The organism is Synechococcus sp. R6-10 (assembly GCF_047461815.1).
In the GTDB taxonomy this organism is placed as follows: Bacteria; Cyanobacteriota; Cyanobacteriia; order Thermostichales; family Thermostichaceae; genus Thermostichus.
The window spans coordinates 1-4,115 of sequence record NZ_JANSHW010000297.1 but is presented as its reverse complement, the minus strand read 5'-3'; the positions used below and the strand labels follow the sequence as shown (position 1 = coordinate 4,115).

The window sequence follows — 4,115 nt, the reverse complement described above, 5'->3', positions numbered from 1 at the left end:
GTCCACCTCCATCACCACTTGGCTAAGCTGAGTGGCGTATTCCCCAACCAAAGCCAACTCCCGAGCGAGGTTTTGGGTTTCACTGGTGGCTTGATCGGTGAAAAACTGGGGAAGTTGGGTGGTTTCTCTGAGGCGTTGGGTAAATTGCTTGAAGCGGAAAGAAAAGTTGCTCGCCATTGCCGGTGCGGTAGCCTCGAAGATCAGGGGAATGCCGATGGTTGGATTTCACAGGGCTTGGATTGCTTCCAATCTACTTGGATTGCTTCCAATCTAACATTGAGCTACAGCTTTTGCGGAAGCTTGCCTTAGGTGGGATCGGGGGGAGTTTCAGGGGCCGGCATGGCAACTTCCCCAGAGGGATCCCGCTTCTCGGATTCCGGCTGGGGGTTTTCTGCCGCTCTGTTTTTAACCTTGTCTTTTTGGTCTTTCGAGGTGCCTTCTGAATCCTGGCCGGAGATGCGGCGCAGCAGCCGTTGCAGGAGTGGGCTGCGGCGATTGCCGAGGACGGAGAAGCGGCTTTCAATCTCCTCGACGGGGACGGGATCCATTTGGGCCAGCTCCGGCTCGCTGAGGAGGAGTACCCGTATCGTTGCAATGGGGATCTGCAAGAATAGGTTGGATCCCCAAAATCCAAAGGCAGCTATGGCTAGGCCTGCCAGACGGGTGCCGTTGCCAGGGGTGAGCGGGGCAAAGAGGGGGGCAAAGTCGTAGAGGCGCTCACCGACTTCCAGCATCAGGATTGCCGCCAACAGCGTCAAAATCTTATGTTCGGGGCTGAGGAAGGCGGCCAAGATGCGGCGCTGCTCGAGGGTGAGTTCTTCTGGGGGGACAGAAGCCACCCACACGCTAAAGATGTCAAACGGTTTGCGCCACTGCATAGCAAAGACCGGCCCAATGCCCACCACGGCCACCCAAGCCTGCTCCGCCCCCACCGGCAGGAGGGGATCCCCTGTGGCCAGCCCGATCAGGGTCAGCCCCACCCACAAGGGGAAGAGGAGGATGCCGGCGGCATGGATCCAGAGGAAAGGTTCCTGCCAATGGCTGCGCATGGGGAGATGCCAAAAGGGACAGGGGAGAGCAGGGCTAGGGGCGGGATTTGTCCACCACTTCCAATTCTGTGAGGCGGAAGGTGACTAATTTGTCCCAGTTGCCGCCTTCAAAGAGGACAGCGGCATGGTTGTCGGTAACCCGCTGTACCTGGCCCTCAAAGCAGTAGTAGGTGTCGTTGGGGTTGATGACCCGCACGGCAACGCCGGGGTAGATCGGGGGAAGGGCTTCGAGGAGGGTTGGGGTTGGAGTCGTGTTCACGTTTCAGCTATCCTCTTTTTTTGCAGAAGCTCTGCCTTACTATTATGGGGGAAAGCCCCTCTCTTGCCGAGTCTCCCCCTCGTTGAGCTTCTTCCCACAGCGGTTCGCCGAGGGTTGGGCAATGGCTGAGGTGTGGCTGCCAGCCCGCTAACGGGAAAGGAGCCTGTACTGCAACTTCGACGGTCAACCCAGCTCCCCCTCAAGGCCCCAGACCATGGCTACCGGCGCACAGTCTTCCCCCTCCCAAATCTGGCATGTGTTGGTGATCGATGATGAACAAGGACGGCGGGCTGTGGCCCTCAGTGCTGCCACCTATTCCATCGGCAGGGATCCCAGCAATGCGATTGTCATCGATTCGGCGGCGGTTTCCCGGCAACACGCGCTGCTGCTGCGGCTACCCCAAAAAGATGGCCAGTATACCTACCGGCTGCTGGACGGCAATATCGAGGGCAAGCGCAGCACCAACGGCGTCTCGGTGAATGGGCAGAGATGTTTGAGCTGGGATCTCAAGGATGGGGATCAGATCCTGTTGGGGAATCAGGTGCGGATGCAGTACTGCATTCGCCAGTTGTCAGACGAAGATTTTCAGCGGTATCTCCAGTCTGTAAGCTTTCGCAGCGTGAAGGCGGAGGTGGTGGATCGGCGCTCCACAACCATGCAGCGGTTTGATCCGCCCTCGATGCAGGCAATTTTGCCCCAAGAGGAAACGACGGAGAGAATTGACGTAAAGCCTCAACGCCGCAATCCGCTGCGGCTGCTGTTCCAGACGCTCTGGGGGCGTTTGAGGGGGAAGCTGAGATAACTTAACCCTCGGGGATGCCCACCCGTTCTGAGTCTGGGAGCGATGACGCGGTCTCGTCGGCGCCGCCTTTGCGCTCTTGCTCTGACGCTTCTGCCTGCAAGTCCAGGAGGGAGGGGGAGTTGGCTTCCCCAATCAACACTCCCCGCAGCCAGAGGGGAGCGACAAAGGTGGTGGCAATCACCATGACGATAATGCTGACATCGAGGGCATCGGAGAGAACTCCACTGGCGGCTCCCACGCCGGCAAACACCAGGCCCACCTCACCCCGGGGAATCATGCCCACTCCGATGGCGTAGCGGTTGATGCCCGGCTTGCCAAAGGCCCCCAAGCCTGCTGCCAGCTTGCCCACAATGGCAACTCCGATCAAGAAGACGGCAATGATCAGCCCCTCTCGGTTGACGGGGAGGGTGGGGTTGAGTACGGCAAGGTTGGTTTTGGCCCCAACGCAGACGAAGAAGATGGGCACCAGTAGGTCGGAAATGGGCTTGATCTGTTCTTCCAGCTCTTGCCGTTTCTCGGTTTCGGCCAAGATTAAGCCAGCGGCAAAGGCGCCCAAAATCGCTTCTAGATGAATGATTTGCCCTACATAAGCCAGCAGAAAGGCCAGCACAAGGGCGGGCAGAAGGGGGTTACCTCGGGTCTTCAGGCTGTTGAGAAGGGCCACAAAGTAGGGGCTGAGAAGGCGCCCCAAAACAATGGAGCCGACCAAGAAGACGATGGCACTGAGGATGATGATGCCGATATCGGAAAGGTTGACTTCTCCGTTTTTGGCCAAGCCCGCCACCACGGCCAAGATGATGATGCCCAACACGTCATCCAAGACGGCGGCGCCGATGATCACCTGTCCTTCTGGGGAGGTGAGTTTTTGCAGCTCGGCCAAGACGCGGGCGGTGATGCCGATGCTGGTTGCTGTGAGGGCAGCGCCGGCAAATACGGCGGGGATAACGGGCACATGAAACAGGTAGAGTAGGCCCAGGGTTCCGGCCAGGAAGGGCACAGCAACGCCGATGACGGCTACGGCTGCGGCTTGAGGGCCAACCCGCAACAGCTCGGCCAGATCGGACTCGAGGCCGATTTCAAACAAGAGGATGATCACCCCGATCTCGGAGAGGATGTCGATGATCTGGCTTTGGGAGGAGAACACCTGTACCAGGGATCCCTCGTCGAGTCCGGCAGTGGCTTGCAGAAATTGCATCAGTGCTGAGGATTGAGCCAAGGTGTGCAGCTCTTGGCCGGAAACTTGTCCTTCTGGGAAGACAAGCAACCCCAGAGCGGAGGCCCCTACCGCGACGCCCCCCAGCAATTCTCCCAGCACCGGCGGAAAGCCGAGGCGAACGGCGATTTCTCCGGCAATACGGCTGGCCAGATAGATGACCACCAGAGCCATCAGCACCGCCGCCAAGATCAGGGGTAAAAGATTGGCAGCCCCTTCCGGTTCAAGGGGGGCAGCGGCTTCAACAGCAAGCAACACTGAATCTAGGTTGTTCAACAGCAAGATCTCACCCTCAAATGATGAACAGCTTTTTGTCTCGGGCCGGCCCTGGTGGGAACGCTGCCGTTCCCATTCCTTTCGCCCTTCTGCTGGAAGACTGTTACAGAAGCTAACCTCCCTTGGGAACTGTTGGCAACGCCCAGGTAGGTACTCTTATACTCCAGATAATTGATAATTATCTGGAGTATTGTCTCCACAGACGTTCCCATGAGCAGGACGAAGCCCTTACCACTTCCTCTCCTGGAAAACCCCTCAGAACCGGCAATCCAGGACAAGCTGCTCCTCAGGAGGAAGCCTCGCCTTGGCCCGGTGCAGGGTTGGATCCATCCAAATCGGACGATGGCCCAGACAGATCCAGAGGATTAAAGCGGTTCATGGCTGTCCTCAGTCCCTCTTGCAAGCAGCACTCCACGGCCTCTACCGCCGTATTCAACACCCGCTCCAGCACCTCTTGTTCTGCAGGCGCAAATCCCCCCAACACATGCCCGACCACATCTTGGCTGCCCCTGGGTT

General features: G+C 58.4%; 4 protein-coding genes and 1 pseudogene. 1 reads left to right on the top strand and 4 read right to left on the bottom strand.

The annotated features are described in order from the left end of the window. Window positions 1–305: 305 nt before the first annotated feature. Together NW837_RS09050 and NW837_RS09045 are read right to left on the bottom strand one after the other, a co-directional pair. Entirely contained in the window at window positions 306–1,049 is a 744-nt protein-coding gene (locus tag NW837_RS09050; RefSeq protein WP_414330836.1) for a low-complexity tail membrane protein, read from the bottom strand. 34 nt (window positions 1,050–1,083) lie between these two features. Beyond that, window positions 1,084–1,308, bottom strand: coding sequence for an NAD(P)H dehydrogenase subunit NdhS (locus tag NW837_RS09045; protein WP_011432364.1), 225 nt, complete (start codon window positions 1,306–1,308; stop codon window positions 1,084–1,086). A 214-nt stretch (window positions 1,309–1,522) separates the two neighbouring features. Here NW837_RS09045 and NW837_RS09040 point away from each other — a divergent pair, with 214 nt between their 5' ends. Next, a complete protein-coding gene (locus NW837_RS09040; protein WP_414330833.1) occupies window positions 1,523–2,110 on the top strand; it encodes an FHA domain-containing protein in 588 nt (195 codons plus the stop codon). Window position 2,111: 1 nt separating this feature from the next. Here NW837_RS09040 and NW837_RS09035 read toward each other — a convergent pair whose 3' ends face one another. Next, window positions 2,112–3,578 carry a cation:proton antiporter gene (locus NW837_RS09035; RefSeq protein WP_414330838.1) on the bottom strand — a complete coding sequence of 489 codons (1,467 nt, stop codon included), beginning with the start codon at window positions 3,576–3,578 and terminating at the stop codon, window positions 2,112–2,114. A 307-nt stretch (window positions 3,579–3,885) separates the two neighbouring features. Beyond that, a pseudogene (locus tag NW837_RS09030) lies at window positions 3,886–4,115 on the bottom strand (aminoacyl-tRNA hydrolase); the annotation flags it as partial.